Genomic DNA, 15,662 nt, shown 5'->3' with positions numbered 1-15,662 from the left:
GCTTAGGTGCGATTATTTGACTATCGGCAAACAAAGCCGACTTGAGACACAAATCCAAAAAATAAAAAACGCTCTTGAGAAACAGCCATGCTTTCATTGAAAAACTTCGTAACAACACTCACAGTGGCTTCTGTTGGTTTACTAACTCTACCTCAAATAAGCAATGCCGAACGCCAAAAAATTGGAGAATCCCCAATGCCTACTGTTGCCCAAACAAATACAGCTAATAATATTACTATCCGCAAAGTCCAATTCCAAAGCCAAGGTACTTTAGTGGTGGGTAATCTCTATCTTCCCACAAATAAAAGCACTCTTGCACAGCCAGCAGTTGTTGTGGTTGGTCCTCAGTCGAGCGTAAAAGAACAAGTTCCTGCTGTATATGCTCGTAAATTAGCTGAGCAAGGATTTGTTGCTTTGACTTTCGACCACCGCACCTATGGTGAAAGCGGTGGCGCACCTCGCCAGTTTGAAAACCCTCAAATGAAAGTTCAGGACATTCACAGTGCAGTTACATTTTTGCGAGCATTACCATTCGTTAAGCAGGATGCGGTAGGTTTATTGGGTGTTTGTTCGGGTGGTGGATACTCAGCTAAAGCTGCTGCAATGGATAAATCGATTAATGCCCTTGTGACTATAGCAGGTTTCTATCACGATCCCCAAGTGATGCGTCAATGGCTGGGTGAGAACTATGAAGCACGTCTCAAAATGGGAAAAGAAGCCCGGATGAAGTATGAAAAAACGGGTCAAGTTGATTACATGACTAATGTAGATCCGAAAAACCAAAACGTGGCAATGCCGGGACAGGAAGCTTATGACTATTACGGAACGAATCGTGGTGCGAGTTCTGGTTGGGTAAATCGTTCGGCAGTGATGTTCTTTGAGCCTTTCTTACAATTCAATGCAATTGATGCTGGTCGTGAGATCAAAGCTCCAACTTTGGTCATCCACTCGGATACAGCTTTAGTTCCAGATGGTGCACGTCGCTTCTTCAAGAGTATACCAACCAATCAGAAAAATCTACACTGGATGACCACAGCAAATCACATTGCGTTTTACGACCAACCAGAGGTTGTGGAGGAAGCATCTCTTAAGGCAACAGCATGGCTCAAACAAACCCTCGGTAAAAATCAAGTAATTAACCGTTAAATGTGTAGTCACAGCAGAAACTGCGTTGGGAAACTGGATTAATTAAAAGCGACTGTTTCCTAATGCAACAGTGAAGCGATCGCTCTTGAAGCTAATCGCGTTAAACTAAGATAGTTTAGCTAAAACCGTTCGGGTTAGTGATGAAGCCAACGTTTCCGGGAATGAACCCATACCTTGAAAACCCTGAATTGTGGTCTGAAGTACACTCATGGCTGATTGTTCTACTGGCGCGTAAGCTCAATCCTATATTGACACCAAAGTATAGAGCAGCCGTGGAAAAACGAGTGTATTCAGACTCTCTACTTGTTGGCATTCCAGATATTACTGTTTTTCGCTCCAAAAAGGAAGAGTCTCGACTGACGGCAACAACCACAACGCTATCACAACCTTTAAAAGTCAACGTACCAATGACAGAAGAAGTTCGAGAAAACTATCTCGAAATCCGCCAAGTTGGAACCGGAAAGGTGGTAACAGTTGTTGAAGTATTGTCTCCGAAAAATAAACGTGTTGGGGAAGGAAGAATCAAATACAACACCAAACGTACCAAGGTTTTAGATAGTCTCAGCCACTTGGTAGAAATTGATTTACTTAGAACTGGAGATCCTCAACCCATTTCCAACATTGTTAGCTCAGATTACCGCATTCTCGTCAGCAGATCAAGCGATCGCCCAGAGGCAGAATACCCCTTCAATTTGCGCGATCGCATACCAGTGTTTCGACTTCCCCTCCAACCTGGAGATGAAGAGCCAATCGTCGATTTGTATGAGATCCTTAATGAGGTTTATGAGGAAGCTGCACTACATCTGGCTATTGACTATTCTCAACAACCTGTTCCCCCTGTGTGTGAAGAAAATTTTCAGTGGATACAAACACTGGTAGATCGAGCAAACTAGATACCCGGCTTCTCCAAGAAGCCGGGTATCTTTACTGAGATGCCCATCCCACAAGAAATACTTATTCATCCCGCACTCTATGCAACGCCAACTAATAAGCATTTAAGTTGCTTGTGAGAAAGGGCTAAAGCTCTTACTACAAACAGGTTAGTGAGCTTCTAAAAACTTTTTCGGTTTTTATATTGACTATACGTTCAGTCATTAATATAATAATAGTAGCGACAATGACATAAAGGCAAAAACAGGTCTGTAACCAAGTAACGTTGACGCTGTTATTTGTCGAATGCGCCTGTGTAACTCGATAGAGGAAATGAAGATGGATTTACATTACGAAATTCAAGGAAACGGCGAACCGATTGTCTTCCTTCACTGTGGTGGAGCAGATTCACGCGATTGGGAATTTATTGTTCCTTGTTTGGCTCAACATTACAGATGCATAACCTACGATGGACGAGGTACAGGAAAATCGCCATCACCGATTGAAGTTCCTGATTACGTTGAGGATTTGAAAAATCTTCTTGATTTTCTAGACATTGATAACACAGTCTTGGTGGGGCATTCAATTGGTGGAAGAATTGCTTGCGATTTCGCTTTGGCATATCCGCAACGAGTATCGAAGCTAGTTCTGATTGCGCCTGGGTTGAAAGGATACCAATTTTCACCCGAATTGGTTCAAAGGTTTGAGCAGATTCAATCTACAGCGCCAAATGTCGAGAAAATGGCACAACTGAGTTTGGAGTTACCTATTTACCAAGTGGTGATGGCGAGTCCGCAACGCTCGCGCATGATAGAGATGACAACTCACAACACACGACGAGGGCTTGAATGGGAGCATCTGTGGAAGAACTTGCAAGTTTGGGGAGAATTACCTGCCATTCCCCCACTAAATGAGCTTGCAGTAAAAACCCTATTTATTATCGGTACTCAAGATAGTCAGGACTGTTTCCGCATTGCAGACTTATTCAAACAAGTTCCCGAAATTCGCTTTGCCCACATTGAAGGTGCAGATCACATGCCCACTCTGACTCATTCTCTGGAGGTTTCTCGTCTGATCAAAGAGTTTCTTGATGAGTCGAAATAATTGTTACGACTCATATTAGTTGATCGCTACACCTACGAGCCTACAGGTTGGTGAGCCAAGAAATTACACCTTGTCCGGTGAAGACTTCAAACGCAATCAATGCTATAAACCCAATCATTGCCAAACGACCATTGAGTAATTCTGAATACTCAGTAAAGCCGAACTGTTGAGTTTCTTCGACGTAAACTTTAGGTTCAATTGCGTAGTTGTTAAGACGGTTGCCTTCTTCAGTTACATAGCTACGTGATGTCATCGTTTTTTCCCTTAATTTCTTTTTCTTGTTAACTAATGTATCAGAATGTAACGAAATATTGCAATAGCTTAACAAATTTAGTTAAGTTGTAATAACCGTACTAATAGATTCGGTAAACCGCACTTTACAGCCAATGAGAGATGCTGAATCAACTTTCGTCGCCCTCAGCATCTAGTTTGGGAAAAACTAAACGGGAAGAGTGATGAACTAAGGTTGTGGAAACAGAAAACAGCGAGAATCCGATGAGTGGGTGGAAAACTCCTAAGGGAAAAGGCGAATTCAGGTGAATAGTGAGAAATTGCAGTAAAAGCAGCACTGGCATACTTGTGGCAAGACTCCGCACTCGTTGCGGAAACGGACTTAGGTACACCCATAAGAGTAGGATCAGTGATAGTCCACCATAACCACGCACTAGCCAAACGTGAATGTTCCACCACTGGGGGTTGTAAAAGTACGCGAGTCCAACTGTCAACACTTGGGCAATTAGGCAAAGGTTAAAGAGTACCGCTACCGCGTGAAAACCACGCTGACTCCAATTTGTAGGTTGTATATGATCAGAACTAAAACTTGTTGCCATAACTGAAAACTCCTAAGTTGAAACAGAATCTATACTAGGTTTAGCCACTAACTAGGGCTAGTCCTCGATCGGGTACACTTTGCAGAAACTAATGATGGCGTATTCTTTGCAGTCTTTATTTGAGGCGATCGCTCACACTCCTAATGAACAAGAACTACGACTGCACGTTATGGCAAGAGTTGGAGAATATTTTGCAGCTCAACGTTGGGGGCTTTTTTTCTTTGATGAATTTCCGCAAAATATTCAAAGTATTGCTTTATCAACAAAACATAATCCGGTGTTGCGTTATGTGGTAGAGCATCATGCCCCAATTCACGAAGAATTGTTGTTACCGCCTGGGGCATGGAGGCTGATTTGTCCGCGACAAGATCACGGGCATGTAATGGCAGGACCAATTGTTAACAATAGTCAGCTTGTTGGTGGAATTGGTTTGACTCGCGATCGCGATGCTCCAGCTTTTAATGCTCACGATCTTGCTAACTTGAGTGCTTTGTGCCTTCATTTATCAACCTGGCTTGTCACAACAAAATCCCCAGCCATAAAATCGAATTCTATAAATATTCAAAAGTTAACGCCGCGTGAAATTCAAATCGCTCAACTGGTTGCACAAGGACTAACAAATGCTGAGATTGGTAAAGCCCTCTGGATTACCGAAAATTCCGTTAAGCAAGCTTTAAAGCGGATGTTTCGCAAGCTAGAAATTTCCTCTCGTGCTGAAATGGTAGCACGGCTTTATAGTTAATCTCAGGACTTTATCACCGTCCACTGGGTGACGGGAGCCAAGGCACGCCAACCGAGAAATTTACCTACAGGTTCTGCTCTTTGGATGGCAATGCGAGTTAATGTACCACCTACTTGCTCGTGCCATTGTAGCAGTTTTTGCTCGCTCTCCACGGTGACGGCGTTGGCAACTAGACGACCTCCCGATTTAAGTGCCTGCCAACAGGTATCAAATATTCCTTCAGATGTGGCACCACCGCCGATAAAGATGGCTTCGGGAGGTTCTAAATTTTGGAGAGCAGCAGGAGCTTCTCCCTGGAGAATACAGAGATTTGGTGTGCCTAAAGCAGCGGCGTTATTGGCAATATACTGTAGTCTTGAGGGTTGCTGTTCTATGGCGTAAGCCCGACACAAAGCATGGCTGCGCATCCATTCGATGCCGATAGAACCACAACCTGCCCCTACATCCCAGAGCAATTGCCCCGGTATGGGAACAAGTGCAGCTAGCGTAACTGCCCTGACTTCTCGTTTCGTCAGTTGCCCATCGTGATGGTAAGCTGTATCTGGTAAACCGGGAGTGCGAGGAAGTGGTATAATATTTTTATCTGCGATACATTCGACAGCTATTGTATTGAGGTCGGCAACAGTAGTATCCCAAGTAGAAGCTACACCCTCTACTATACTTTCATGTTGTCCACCCATACGTTCTAGAATTGTGATGCGACTACTACCAAAACCTCGCTGCACCAACATTTGAGCTACAATAGTAGGAGTGTTTCTTCCCTCACTAAGGATAAACAGACGCGCTCCCGGATAAATCACGGGATGTAGTAAAGATGGCGCACGACCTGCTAAAGTTAAAGTCTCTACTTGTGTAAGTGACCATCCCAACCGCGCACAGGCAAGACTGAAAGCAGAAGGTGCGGGGATAATTGTCATTTCTGCTATCGGAATTTTTCGGCAAAGTGTCACCCCGATGCCGAAACACATTGGATCCCCACTTGCTAAAACACAAACTGATTGCCCCCGGCGGTGGATGATTTCTTCTACAGTAATATTAATAGGTGAAGCCCAAACTAGTTGTTCCCGACAGTCTTTTTCTGGTAGCATTGCTAAGTGGCGATCGCCTCCTACTAACACTTGTGCTTGTTCGACAAGTGTACGAGCAACCGCACTTAAACCAGGTAATCCATCTTCACCTATTCCTACTACAGACAGCCATTTGTACATTAAATCTTCAACCACGCAACGACAGCAATCACTACGTTACCGCATATTGAGTGCTGGGGTATAATCGTGGATAAAATTGTAGAGACGCCCCGACGGGACGTCTCCTACACCTATCTACTTAGCTACAACGTCTCCATCTTAAGTTAAGAATAGTCTTAACTTTGTTAGTAATAGAGTCAACAGTTAGTGTGTTGAAAGCTGTGGGAGTACCAAAGAGGCGAACTCGGGTATTTACTGACAGAGGAACAGATGCACCGCACTGTGTAAATGCACTGGAAATATTGTCTTGAACAATTGTATAGTCTGCTGCTGTGTTATCCGGGAAACTAGCAACACGAACTACGTCAAAACCACCTGTGCCGGGAATGTAGTAACGTGCTCTTAGTTCTCCTTGCGCACCGCCAGTTGTATCGGCAAAACCACGGTGTTCAACTCTATTCCAACTTACTGAGTAACCAGCAGGATATTCGAGTCGGAAGGAAACTGTACAATTGGACTGAGGTGAGAGAGTTGCTCCTTGACCTAATTCAGCTAGGAATCTATCAAACAGAAGTTCGATGGTACTCTGATCTGCAGAGATAATTGAGCCAACAGTTCCCTGTGGGCAACCTGTGCCGCCGTATGCAAAACCGACAATCCTTACCGAACCCTCTGGCGGTGCTTCTGATTGTTGTGCAAGACTAGGCAATGGTTGATTCAAGCCAAGTAAAGCAGCAGAAGTGAGCAGGCTCATCTGCCAAAGTTTCCGAATTTTCACGTTCATTGTTCTCTCTGATTTTTTCTTGTTGTAAAGATGTCAATTGTTGCACTTTTACGTCTATCGAATCGCGATCGCGTTCAATAGTAGCCAAGAGCGAAAAATCTCATGATGATCAAATCAGTTGGATACCGATGAACTGATTCCACTAGCTTTTGTCATTAAATTGCTTTAAACAGGTAAAAACACTATAAAAAAATTAAGCCAATGGTATCTAAACTGTTTGTTCTTCCTCAATAATTCGCTTACTAGAGAGTATTACAAAAAACTCAATAACACAATTAGAATAATTTTATTTTTGCCGAATAAAAATTAACTTCATGTAAACATTTTTTATTCCTTAAAAGAATTAATATTTGATTTGAATTAATAACTAGAAACCCATATTTATCAAGCAGTTAAGTAGTTTAACAAACAGAAATAAATTTGAAGAAAATAAAAAAAATAAGTATATATATTGTAATTTTTTACATCAAATACTGTGGTTTTTTCTGATGTATATGACTGTAATTCGGCTAATATCTAATTTCGGTATATAGCTTAGAGCGCTAAATAAATTATTTATATACCTTTGAGGATTAAATGAATTTTTGCGCCTCATACCAATTCTCTTTTGTTGCAAACAGATTTAGACCCCAAAATGTAGATCAAATCCTACCTTTATAATTACGAATTACTAATTGGTATTTGTACCCACTAACTTCAATCATCCCAAAACAATGTAGAGACGCCCCGGTGGGGCGTCTCTACAGTATAATCAACCTTTATTCAGGATTAGCTACAGCGTCTCCATCTTAGGTTAAGAAGAGTTCTTACCTTATTAGTCATGGAGTCAACTGTTAGTGTATTGAAATTTGAGGGAGTACCAAAGAGGCGAACCCGAGTGTTTACCGACAGAGGAATTGTCGCACCACACTGTGTGAATGCTGTGGAAATGTTGTCTTGAACAATTGTATAATCTTCCGCTGAGTTATCAGGGAAACTATAAACACGAACTGTATCAAACCCACCTTCGCCAGGAATGTAGTAACGTGCTCTTAGCTCTGCTTGAGCGCCACCGGTTGTATCGGCAAAACCACGGTGTTCAACTCTATCCCAACTTACACTAAAACCGGCAGGGTACTCCAGTTGGAAAGAAACTGTACAGTTAGACTGAGATGAACGACTTGCTCCTGTACCTAGTTCAGCTACAAATCTATCGTATAAGAGTTCGATTGTACTCTGATCTCTAGAAATCACAGAGCCAACACTTCCCTGTGGGCAACCTGTGCCACCGTATGCAAAACCGACGATTCTTACCGATCCTTCAGGTGGTGCTTCTGATTGCTGTGCAAGACTAGGCAATGGTTGATTCAAGCCCAACAAAGCAGCAGAAGTTAGCACGCTCATCTGCCAAAGTCTTTTAGTTTTCACGTTCATTGTTCTCTCTAATGATTTTTAGCGTTGAGAAGATGTCAATTGCCGCGTCATATCTACTGAAGTGCGATTCGCCCTCAGTACCTATACTCAACAAGAATTCTCGGATCATCAAAACAATCTAATACCATAGACTGATTCAAACAGCCTTTGTCATTAGTAACCTCTAAAAAAATGGAAACACTTTCAAAAAAATTTAGCTAATGGTATGTAGATTGTTTGTCTTTCCTCAAAGATTTCTCTACCTAGAGAGTATGACAAAAAACTCAATAGCACAATTAAAAGTTTTTTACTTTGGTAACATAAAAATATGCTTCATGTAAACATTTTTTATTTTTTCAAATAATTAAGAATTAATCTGAGCCAAGAACTTGTAGCCTATATTCTTCATAAATTTGAGTAGATTAACAAAAGTAAATAAATCTGAGCGAATCAAAAAGATGTACGTATATAATAGTTAAATTTAAATCTAATTTTACAGTATTATTACTTAAAACTATATCTGTTTGGGATATAGTTTTTTGATATATAGAGGAAATGTAGAGTTCTAAATAAATTATCCATATAGGAGAAAAACAAAATACCTAAAGTTTAGTAGGATTTAGGTATCTTTAGGGTCTAAGTGCTGCTTATTTTAAGAATAATGAGGGATTAAAGATTTGGTGGGTGAGTTTATGTTATATTTCTAAAGCTTCAAGTAGGGAAACTCCGGTGCGATTCCGGGACTGTGCCGCAGCTGTGATGGGTTTACCTGAGTCAGAATGCCGACTTGATTCGTGTCTAACAGGCACTTCATATCGTCTATTCCCTGCGCTGCACAGGGAAGGAGTTATTGTTTTGTCGTTTGCTCACTCATACTGTCTGCCGAACTTACAACAAAAGTATCCTACTTGTCCTGGTTTGTTTTATGATACCGGAGCAAGGGACGGAATAATCTCTCGTCTAAGAGTTCCTGGGGGAATCCTTAATAGTAAACAGGGACGTGTGGTTGTAGAATGGGCAAGTTGCGGTAGGGGATATGTCCACGTTACTAACCGGGCGAATTTGCAAATCCGCGCCAATCAAGGAATTACAGATGAACTGCTGACAATTTTACAACAATCAGGACTTGCCGCACCTCTTGCTTGTGTGGATCACCTACGTAATATTATGGCAAGTCCCACAGCAGGAATTGATCTCGGTGAGTTAATTGACACTCGTCCTTTAGTAAAGGAATTAGACGAATATATTTGCCTAGATTCAGAACTTGCCGGACTATCTCCTAAGTTTAGCGTAGGATTTAATGGCGGTGGGTCAGTATCTATATCTGAGCAACCAAATGAAATTGGTTTTTTGGCTGTTGCTGTGGATGGGTATCGAGGTACTTATTTTCGCCTGAAACTAGGAGAGGAACAGAACATTATAGTTAAACCAGAAGAATGTTTACCTGTGGTAGTGGCGTTAGCACGGGTTTATTTATCAGTGGCAGGTACAAGCCATCGCCCAAGGAGCAATTTACTCAAAGCTGATCGCCAACTGAGGATCAAACATATACTACAAGAGTGGGGTGTGCAATGGTATTTAAACCAAGCTCAACGCTATCTACCTTTTGCTTGGCGCTATATATTAGATAAAACCTTTCCAAAAACTGTATTTACACCAAAAAATCTTCATCTTGGTGTCCATCAACAGCGACAGCCAGGACTATATTATATAGGAGTTGTTTTGCCTTTAGGACAACTTTTAACTAACCAGTTGCGCTCTTTGGTTGGTTTGGCGGACACTTATGGTAGTGGAACACTCAGATTGACGCCTTGGCAAAATTTGCTAATTTCCGATATTCCTGCTCAAGATGTTCCAAAAGTCCAACTTGAAATTGAACGTTTGGGCTTGCATTGGTCGGCATCTCACATTCAGGGTACAATGGTCGCTTGTACAGGTAAAAATGGTTGTCGCAGTTCTGCTACTGATACTAAAGGACATGGGTTAGCTTTGGCTGAGTATTTGCAGAAGCATATTACCTTAGATGTACCTGTGAGAATTCACTTGAGTGGTTGCCCGAAGTCTTGCGCTTATCATGGCAAAAGTGACATTACTTTGTTGGGTACTATAATTGAGGACATTGCCGAAGGCTATCACATTTATGTGGGAGATGGTGAGCAGCCATTTGGCAGAGAACTTTATACTAATGTTCCTTGGACTGAATTAGGCGATCGCATCCGGAGAATGCTGCAAGTATATCACCAAGAGCGTCAACCGCATGAGACTTTTGGAGCATTTAGCAACAGATATATGATACAACAGTTGCGGCAGTTGTTTGATGAGCGCGGGAGGGCAAGATGATCGACTACATCCGTGATGGTGATGAAATTTATCGTCACTCTTTCTCGATTATTCAAAAAGAGGCAAATTTAAAAAGCCTGTCTCCCGATTTAGTGCCAGTAGCTATACGTCTCATCCATACTTGCGGGATGACTGATATTGTTGCAGATATAGCAGCTTCTGTTGGTGCAGTCGCAGCCGGAAGAGCAGCGATGCTTGCCGGAAAACCAATTCTGTGTGATTCTCAAATGGTAGCAGAAGGTATCACTCGTCGGCGGTTGCCTAGAGAAAACATGGTAATTTGTACTTTAAACGATCCACAAGTGCCTGCTTTGGCGAAAAAAGTGGGCAATACTCGTTCGGCAGCAGCTTTAGAATTGTGGCTACCTTACCTAGAAGGTGCGGTGGTTGCTATTGGTAATGCCCCAACTGCTCTTTTTCGACTACTAGAAATGCTTGATGCTGGAGCGCCCAAACCAGCGATTATTTTGGGGTTTCCTGTTGGTTTTGTTGGGGCTGCTGAGTCTAAAGCTGCCCTTGCCGCAGATAATAGAGGAGTATCTTTTATTACTTTGCATGGTCGGCGCGGTGGAAGTGCAATGGCAGCAGCAGCAGTGAACGCGATCGCAAAGGAGGAGTTATGATTGAAGCTGGGCATCTTTATGGCATTGGAGTAGGTCCTGGAGATCCAGAACTGATCACACTGAAGGCACTCAGGCTGTTGCAGAATGCCCCGGTAGTTGCCTATCCTGTATCATTTGGTAAAAGTCTCGCTCGGTCAATTGTGGCTAACTATCTGCCAGAGAATCAAATTGAGATTCCCATGCCCTTCCCTTTCAAAATTGACGAATCGGCTCAACCCTTTTACGATAAGGCTGCTGAGGAATTGGCAAAGCATTTAAGTGCGGGACAAGATGTGGTTGTGCTGTGTGAGGGAGATCCGTTTTTCTACGGAACGTTTATGTATCTTTTTACTAGGTTATCAGAGCAGTTTGTGACAGAGGTTGTGCCAGGAGTTTCATCGGTGATGGCAAGTGCATCAGCCTTGGGTGTACCCTTGACTTATCGCAACGATGCTTTTATGGTATTGTCGGCAATCCTCCCAGCACAGGAGTTATCTCAAAAGTTGGCAGTTGCTGATGCGGCTGTGATTATTAAGCTGGGTAAGCACTTTACTAAGGTTTATGAGGTGCTGAAACAATTGGGTTTGGCGGAACGAGCAAAATTCATTGAACGAGCAACGATGCATAATCAGCGGATTGTGCCGTTGAGTGAAGTTGCTCCAGATACAGTGCCGTATTTTTCTTTAATTATGATACCAAGTCAATGGGAGAGCGAGTGAGAAACCAGATCCCTGACTTTTCTCAAAAGTCGGGGATCTTGGGTTAAGACCCTGTAGTTTCCGTATCTGAAAAATTTTGATAAAATGCATAGGAATAGCTAGAATCCATATTGGGCAATGATTTCTGCAAGGGCGACTTGAGCGCATCCAGCGAGTTCAGGGTATAGAAAAGATACAAAGTCAAGGGGGCAGAGAAAAATGTCATCTGTTTGAAAACTCAAGCCCTCTTGAGCAAGGTATTTAGTTTGGGTAATGGCTTCTTCAAGGATTTTATTTGGGTCAAGTTGTGGTGTCGTATCAATAAAAGTGGACATGATAATATACAACAGCAATACTTTTTACTCCTGTTAAGTGAACCTAGCGTCATATTAGAGAACAGCGACTATCCAAGAATTGTATTGAGCAAATCAGGGTTATTTGTCCCCACTTGCGATCAATTTTCGTTAAAACATTGACAATTATTTACAGTTTTTATAATAATACACAATATAAATAAATAGCAAGTTTAATTATTCAGCAAATCGAAACAAAATTCGTGGTTCGTTTTGGGCAATTGGTGGTAGTTAAATGTCCATCAATTGAATTTAGCTTTCTGGATTCATTATTTTACCAGCAAGCTCTTTTTCATATTTAAACTTAACCCTCTTAACTGTCTTAACTGTCTTAACTGTCTGATGATCTTTTCAATTAGTTACTTAACTGTCTTATCTGCTATTGCATCCCGGCGCTGAAGCTGAGAATGTAGTTTTTAGCTGTGGCGGGTGTAACCCCACAATTTTCTTATTATCAGGAGCAAAAAATTATGGCAACTCAAACCTCTATCACCAATTTAGTCGTAAACAGCGTCAACAACTGCTATCAGCTTACTCCTGAGCAAATCGAGGGTATCCAAAACAAAGGAGTGACAGCAGAGCTAACACCGGGAATCTATGTAGTCCGCATTAAAGAAGGTGCATTCGATTATATCAAAGATTCTGAAAACGCAGAAAGCGAAGCCATAGTTATGCTCTGGATTTATGGGGGCTTCAAGAACTTAAAAACGTCCAAGCAAGTTACAGCGGGATGGTCAACCCTAAATGGATATGATGATACCCTAACTATAGCTGTATCAAAACCGTCAAAACTGTGTGCTTTCTTCTTCGATACTGAAATTAAAGATAACGCGGGGGATGTGACAGTTTCAGTGGTTAAAGTTGACGAATTGCGTGACTTTAATTAAAGTGATAGTAATATGGTAATATTACAGACCTATTGAGAGTACAACAGGTAGTTGCTCCACCTTTGCGCAATGTACTGGAATTTCAATTGCAAACTCCGATCCAAGTTCTGGTGAGGAACAATACGTCAGCTTTCCTTTGTGTTCCTGCACGACAATTTGATAGCTAATTGACAATCCCAAACCTGTCCTACCTACAGGTTTGGTAGTAAAAAATGGATCAAATAAACGCTCGCGCACTAAATCCGAAATACCACAACCATTGTCGGCAATCAGAATCCTAACTGTATCAACATCTGTTAGTTCCGTGGAAATGCGAATTTGGGGATTTGGCTGAGAAAAATTTTCTCTGCTATCCTGTCTTTCTAAAGCATCTATAGCATTATTCAACAAATGCATAAATACTTGATTGAGTTGACTAGGATAGCAGGTAACAAGGGGTAATTTCCCATACTCTTTTAACACTACAATTTCAGGACGAGACATTGTTTCTTTCAGACGGGGAAGCAAAATCATTAAGGTACTTTCAATGCCTTGATGAATATCTACACGCTTTATTTCTGCTTCATCTAGCCGAGAAAAATTGCGTAGAGAAAGGACAAGCTGTTGAATGCGCTCAACTCCTCGCTCCATAGCACTTATGCTGTTTTGCAGATCCTTGCTGACAAAATCGAAATCGGCATCTTGAATAATTTCTTTGGCTATAGATATAGAATCGGGGTATTTTTCGTGATAAACCTGAATCAATTTTAGTAAGTCTTGTATATATTGATTGGTATATTTGAGATTGCCAGAGATAAAATTGAGCGGGTTGTTTATCCCATGAGCAATACCTGCCACTAATTGTTCTAATCCCAACATTTTTTCATTTTGAATTAATTTAGTTTGTACTTGTTTAAGGTTGCTTAAAGCTTGTTCTAATTCTAGTTTCTGTAACTGAAGTTGAGCCTCTGCTTGCAACCGTTCTTGAATCTCCTTTTGCAGTGCTATTAATTGCTTTCTTGTCTGTGCTTTCTGCCAGACTAAGGTCGTGATGATAGACAGCGCTACCAAGAGTAGTTCGTATCCAGAAATCATTGTATTGCCATTCTCATTTCAAGCGGAGTCAACTTATTATTTTAATTTTAAGAATACAGCAATTCTCCTGGCTGCCTACTATTATATGTGACTAGTTTTAGATCGGAAACATATTTGTTTTATTCAACCTACTGTCAAAAAAGTTATTTTTTTCAACTGAATTTGGGAAAATAAGTACAAATTATGTCTTAATTAAGCTCTTTATATTGACGATCGCACGCTTCAATTTTCTGACAATCAAACTGTTGAAATTATTGCGGTGCAAGCCTTTCAGATAAAAAGTATTTTGTCAACTACCGCTAGCTACTTGTTTCGAGCTAAATTTGACAGAAGAGTGGAAGGTAGGTTAACTTTTTGCCAGTTAACCAAAATCATGATCCAATCCGAGGGATATGTGTAAAATTAGACTGATAAATCCTGAAACATTTCCCTTGACTAAATGACCAACCAACTGAAATTATCAGAGCAACAGTTGTTCACAACACCAGCTTGGATAGTCAACACAGCATTATTGAGCGGCTTAATCGCTATATCTTTTGGTGCTATCTTCATTAGATGGAGCGAAGACGAACTCAGCCCCATCGCCACTGTATTTAATCGTTTTTGGCTGGGTAGTTTCTTTTTTGGGTTGTGGCATTGTGGCTTGGCGATACGTCATTGGTGGAGTGGTAAACCTGTCCAACAGCAGCCATATACCCAAAAGGAGATTTTGCTCTTGCTGGGTGCTGGAACTTTTTTCGCTTTTTCCTTAGTCCTAGTAGCTTGGTCGCTGACTCAAACTAGTGTTGCAATCTCGACGGTTTTGCATAATCTTGCCCCGATATTTACTAGCTTAGGAGTGTGGTTGTTATTCTCTGTGGGTTTTAACAGTCAATTCCTCATTGGTATGATCGTCGCGATTGGGGGAGCGATCGCCATTGAACTAGATTCGCTGCTACTCGGAGCCAACACTAGTATACTTGGAGACGTAGCTGCCACAGTATCTGCGGTTTTTTTAGCAGCTTACCTGCTGTGTGTAGAACAACTGCGAACCAAATTCACTCCCATGACAATCCAGTTATGGATCTGTGCCTGCGCTACTGTAGTTATGTTCCCTATAGTTGTGTTGAGTGGAGATAAATTTTTCCCCTCAACGGTTGGGGGGTGGTTGGTAGTGATATCCTTTTCTGTTGTCTGCCAAGTTTTAGGTCACGGACTGTTAATATATAGCCTCAAGAGGTTTTCCTCAGTCGTCATCTCCCTGTTTCATCTTTTAGAGCCAGTTTTGAGCGGAATTTTTGCATTAGCAATATTTGCAGAAAAGTTGAGTTTCTCTGATTGGATCGGTTTTGCCTTTGTTTTGATCGGTCTATACCTTGCTGTATCTAGCCAAATGGATGTTAATTCCTGATTCAACCAACCATCGCCATCATTTTTGGTTAACTGTCTTAACTGTCTCCCGCTCTTTTCAATAAGTTTTTTAACTGTCTGCTTAACTGTTTTATCTGTCCTTGCATTTTGATTATGAAGGTGAAAATATATAAGTAATGCGGGAGCGGTAACAGTTTCAGTCGTTAAAGTTGACGAATTGCGTGACTTTAAGTAATATATAGTACGTTTGAGTAACCGTAATGTAAGGTAAAATTTGGCGATGAAGAGCTTACAGTTCATGAA

16 protein-coding genes and 1 riboswitch are annotated in these 15,662 nt (G+C 41.4%); of the genes, 9 read left to right on the top strand and 7 right to left on the bottom strand.

The genetic code is table 11. From position 1 onward, the window contains the following. Positions 1-87: 87 nt before the first annotated feature. The 3 genes from ICL16_RS38485 (at position 88) to ICL16_RS38475 (ending at position 3,120) form a co-directional block, all read left to right on the top strand. Positions 88-1,146, top strand: coding sequence for an alpha/beta hydrolase (locus ICL16_RS38485; RefSeq protein WP_190836842.1), 1,059 nt, complete (start codon positions 88-90; stop codon positions 1,144-1,146). Positions 1,147-1,286: 140 nt separating this feature from the next. After that, positions 1,287-2,039: a DUF4058 family protein gene (locus ICL16_RS38480; protein WP_190836841.1), complete on the top strand. Its 753-nt coding sequence runs from the start codon at positions 1,287-1,289 to the stop codon at positions 2,037-2,039. A 316-nt stretch (positions 2,040-2,355) separates the two neighbouring features. Further along, entirely contained in the window at positions 2,356-3,120 is a 765-nt protein-coding gene (locus ICL16_RS38475; RefSeq protein WP_190836840.1) for an alpha/beta fold hydrolase, read from the top strand. Positions 3,121-3,160: 40 nt separating this feature from the next. Here ICL16_RS38475 and ICL16_RS38470 read toward each other — a convergent pair whose 3' ends face one another. Next, positions 3,161-3,373 carry a chlorophyll a/b-binding protein gene (locus tag ICL16_RS38470; protein ID WP_190836839.1) on the bottom strand — a complete coding sequence of 71 codons (213 nt, stop codon included), beginning with the start codon at positions 3,371-3,373 and terminating at the stop codon, positions 3,161-3,163. 148 nt (positions 3,374-3,521) lie between these two features. Next, a complete protein-coding gene (locus ICL16_RS38465) occupies positions 3,522-3,950 on the bottom strand; it encodes a DUF6220 domain-containing protein (RefSeq protein ID WP_190836838.1) in 429 nt (142 codons plus the stop codon). Between the two features lie 94 nt (positions 3,951-4,044). Here ICL16_RS38465 and ICL16_RS38460 point away from each other — a divergent pair, with 94 nt between their 5' ends. Then, the gene (locus tag ICL16_RS38460; RefSeq protein WP_190837160.1) at positions 4,045-4,692 is read left to right on the top strand and encodes a helix-turn-helix transcriptional regulator; all 648 of its coding nucleotides are present in this window, start codon (positions 4,045-4,047) and stop codon (positions 4,690-4,692) included. A gap of 2 nt (positions 4,693-4,694) precedes the next feature. Here the strand turns inward: ICL16_RS38460 and cbiE are convergent, their stop codons facing one another. From cbiE to ICL16_RS38440, 3 genes are all read right to left on the bottom strand, one after another. Further along, positions 4,695-5,900 carry a precorrin-6y C5,15-methyltransferase (decarboxylating) subunit CbiE gene (gene cbiE / locus ICL16_RS38455; protein WP_190837158.1) on the bottom strand — a complete coding sequence of 402 codons (1,206 nt, stop codon included), beginning with the start codon at positions 5,898-5,900 and terminating at the stop codon, positions 4,695-4,697. Positions 5,901-6,018: 118 nt separating this feature from the next. After that, positions 6,019-6,663 (bottom strand): DUF4360 domain-containing protein, encoded by a 645-nt coding sequence (locus ICL16_RS38450; RefSeq protein WP_238361139.1) that lies wholly within the window; start codon positions 6,661-6,663, stop codon positions 6,019-6,021. Positions 6,664-7,431: 768 nt separating this feature from the next. Then, complete coding sequence (locus tag ICL16_RS38440; RefSeq protein ID WP_190836835.1) at positions 7,432-8,076, bottom strand: DUF4360 domain-containing protein; 645 nt, start codon at positions 8,074-8,076, stop codon at positions 7,432-7,434. A gap of 644 nt (positions 8,077-8,720) precedes the next feature. Then, a riboswitch (cobalamin riboswitch) is annotated at positions 8,721-8,860 on the top strand. Positions 8,861-8,910: 50 nt separating this feature from the next. Between ICL16_RS38440 and cobG the strand changes: the two genes are divergently transcribed. The 3 genes from cobG to ICL16_RS38425 are packed head-to-tail and all read left to right on the top strand — an operon-like array spanning position 8,911 to position 11,716. Then, entirely contained in the window at positions 8,911-10,395 is a 1,485-nt protein-coding gene (cobG, locus tag ICL16_RS38435; protein ID WP_238361138.1) for a precorrin-3B synthase, read from the top strand. Then, the gene (locus ICL16_RS38430; protein ID WP_190836834.1) at positions 10,392-11,018 is read left to right on the top strand and encodes a precorrin-8X methylmutase; all 627 of its coding nucleotides are present in this window, start codon (positions 10,392-10,394) and stop codon (positions 11,016-11,018) included. The genes cobG and ICL16_RS38430 overlap by 4 nt, the downstream gene beginning before the upstream one ends. Then, positions 11,015-11,716: a precorrin-2 C(20)-methyltransferase gene (locus ICL16_RS38425; RefSeq protein ID WP_190836833.1), complete on the top strand. Its 702-nt coding sequence runs from the start codon at positions 11,015-11,017 to the stop codon at positions 11,714-11,716. The genes ICL16_RS38430 and ICL16_RS38425 overlap by 4 nt, the downstream gene beginning before the upstream one ends. A gap of 98 nt (positions 11,717-11,814) precedes the next feature. On the opposite strand, the gene ICL16_RS38420 is transcribed toward ICL16_RS38425, so the two are convergent. Beyond that, positions 11,815-12,048 carry a hypothetical protein gene (locus ICL16_RS38420; protein WP_238361137.1) on the bottom strand — a complete coding sequence of 78 codons (234 nt, stop codon included), beginning with the start codon at positions 12,046-12,048 and terminating at the stop codon, positions 11,815-11,817. Positions 12,049-12,518: 470 nt separating this feature from the next. Between ICL16_RS38420 and ICL16_RS38415 the strand changes: the two genes are divergently transcribed. After that, positions 12,519-12,935 (top strand): hypothetical protein, encoded by a 417-nt coding sequence (locus ICL16_RS38415; protein ID WP_190836831.1) that lies wholly within the window; start codon positions 12,519-12,521, stop codon positions 12,933-12,935. Between the two features lie 21 nt (positions 12,936-12,956). On the opposite strand, the gene ICL16_RS38410 is transcribed toward ICL16_RS38415, so the two are convergent. Then, complete coding sequence (locus tag ICL16_RS38410) at positions 12,957-14,009, bottom strand: sensor histidine kinase (RefSeq protein ID WP_190836830.1); 1,053 nt, start codon at positions 14,007-14,009, stop codon at positions 12,957-12,959. Between the two features lie 439 nt (positions 14,010-14,448). Between ICL16_RS38410 and ICL16_RS38405 the strand changes: the two genes are divergently transcribed. Next, on the top strand, positions 14,449-15,399 hold the full coding sequence (locus ICL16_RS38405) for a DMT family transporter (protein WP_190836829.1): 951 nt from the start codon (positions 14,449-14,451) through the stop codon (positions 15,397-15,399). Positions 15,400-15,662: the final 263 nt, after the last annotated feature.

Origin of the sequence: Iningainema tapete BLCC-T55, assembly GCF_014698965.1 — a bacterium.
GTDB lineage: Bacteria > Cyanobacteriota > Cyanobacteriia > Cyanobacteriales > Nostocaceae > Iningainema > Iningainema tapete.
Note: the sequence above shows the minus strand (reverse complement) of the source record. Positions and strands in the feature narration are given on the sequence as shown.

Bases quoted from the DNA above. Each gene is read 5' to 3' on its own strand.
- ICL16_RS38415 (WP_190836831.1), top strand. From the start codon at position 12,519: ATGGCAACTCAAACCTCTATCACCAATTTAGTCGTAAACAGCGTCAAC.
- ICL16_RS38430 (WP_190836834.1), top strand. From the start codon at position 10,392: ATGATCGACTACATCCGTGATGGTGATGAAATTTATCGTCACTCTTTC.
- ICL16_RS38485 (WP_190836842.1), top strand. From the start codon at position 88: ATGCTTTCATTGAAAAACTTCGTAACAACACTCACAGTGGCTTCTGTT.
- ICL16_RS38440 (WP_190836835.1), bottom strand. From the start codon at position 8,076: ATGAACGTGAAAACTAAAAGACTTTGGCAGATGAGCGTGCTAACTTCT.
- ICL16_RS38460 (WP_190837160.1), top strand. From the start codon at position 4,045: ATGGCGTATTCTTTGCAGTCTTTATTTGAGGCGATCGCTCACACTCCT.
- ICL16_RS38480 (WP_190836841.1), top strand. From the start codon at position 1,287: ATGAAGCCAACGTTTCCGGGAATGAACCCATACCTTGAAAACCCTGAA.
- ICL16_RS38450 (WP_238361139.1), bottom strand. From the start codon at position 6,663: ATGAACGTGAAAATTCGGAAACTTTGGCAGATGAGCCTGCTCACTTCT.
- ICL16_RS38475 (WP_190836840.1), top strand. From the start codon at position 2,356: ATGGATTTACATTACGAAATTCAAGGAAACGGCGAACCGATTGTCTTC.
- cbiE (WP_190837158.1), bottom strand. From the start codon at position 5,900: ATGTACAAATGGCTGTCTGTAGTAGGAATAGGTGAAGATGGATTACCT.
- ICL16_RS38410 (WP_190836830.1), bottom strand. From the start codon at position 14,009: ATGATTTCTGGATACGAACTACTCTTGGTAGCGCTGTCTATCATCACG.
- ICL16_RS38405 (WP_190836829.1), top strand. From the start codon at position 14,449: ATGACCAACCAACTGAAATTATCAGAGCAACAGTTGTTCACAACACCA.
- ICL16_RS38425 (WP_190836833.1), top strand. From the start codon at position 11,015: ATGATTGAAGCTGGGCATCTTTATGGCATTGGAGTAGGTCCTGGAGAT.
- ICL16_RS38465 (WP_190836838.1), bottom strand. From the start codon at position 3,950: ATGGCAACAAGTTTTAGTTCTGATCATATACAACCTACAAATTGGAGT.
- ICL16_RS38470 (WP_190836839.1), bottom strand. From the start codon at position 3,373: ATGACATCACGTAGCTATGTAACTGAAGAAGGCAACCGTCTTAACAAC.